The organism is Micromonospora sp. NPDC049374 (assembly GCF_040677165.1).
Lineage (GTDB): Bacteria > Actinomycetota > Actinomycetes > Mycobacteriales > Micromonosporaceae > Micromonospora.
Genome location: NZ_JBFAQH010000049.1, coordinates 1 through 1006, shown reverse-complemented (window position 1 = coordinate 1006; position 1006 = coordinate 1). Strand labels below are relative to the sequence as shown.

The window sequence follows — 1006 nt, the reverse complement described above, 5'->3', positions numbered from 1 at the left end:
GGGCCGGTACACGTCCGGCCCAGGTACCGCTGTCATTCGCCCAGCAACGCCTGTGGTTCCTCGGCCAACTCGAAGGCCCCAGCCCGCTCTACAACCTGCCGCTGGTGATGCGCCTCGGCGCGGGACTCGACGTGCAGGCGCTCAACGCGGCCCTACGGGACGTGATCGCCCGCCACGAGTCGCTGCGCACCGTCTTCGCGGTGGCCGACGGCGAGCCCTATCAGCGCATCCTGGAGCCGGCGGAGCTCGACTGGGCGCTCGACGTGCAAACGGTGACGCCGGCCGGGCTGGCGGACGCGGTGGCCGGGGCCAGCCGCCATGTGTTCGACCTCGCCGCCGAGGTGCCGGTCCGGGCCTGGCTGTTCCAGACCGGTGCCGACGAGTCCGTCCTCGTGATGGTGATGCACCACATCGCCAGCGACGGCTGGTCGACGGCGCCGTTGGGCCGGGACCTGTCCACCGCGTACGAGGCCCGGCTGCGCGGCGAGGCACCGGTGTGGGCGCCGCTGCCGGTGCAGTACGCGGACTACGCGCTGTGGCAGCGTGAACTGCTGGGCGACGAGTCCAGCCCGGACAGTCTGCTGGCGGCGCAGGTCGGCTACTGGCGGGACACCCTGTCCGGCGCGCCCGAGGAGCTGACCCTGCCGGTCGACCGGTCGCGGCCACCCGTCTCATCGCATCGCGGGCACGCCGTGCCGCTGCGGATACCGGCCGAGGTGCATCAGCGGATCGTGGACCTGGCGCGGGCCGAGGGCGTGACGCCGTTCATGGTGCTCCAGGCGGCGATGGCGGTGCTGTTGTCGAGGTTGGGTGCGGGCACCGACATCCCGATCGGTTTTCCGGTGGCGGGGCGTAATGACGAGGCGTTGGACGATCTGGTCGGGTTCTTCGTCAACACTCTGGTGCTGCGTACGGACCTGTCGGGTGACCCGACCTTCGCCGAGGTGCTGGGCCGGGTCCGGCAGAGCAGCCTGACCGCCCTGGACCACCAGGACGTGCCGTTCGA

Annotated in this window: 1 protein-coding gene; it reads left to right on the top strand. The window is 71.5% G+C overall.

The features are described from left to right. Nucleotides 1–1006, top strand: a 1006-nt coding sequence (locus AB0J93_RS30100; RefSeq protein WP_363925736.1) for a condensation domain-containing protein, incomplete at both ends; no start/stop codon positions are given.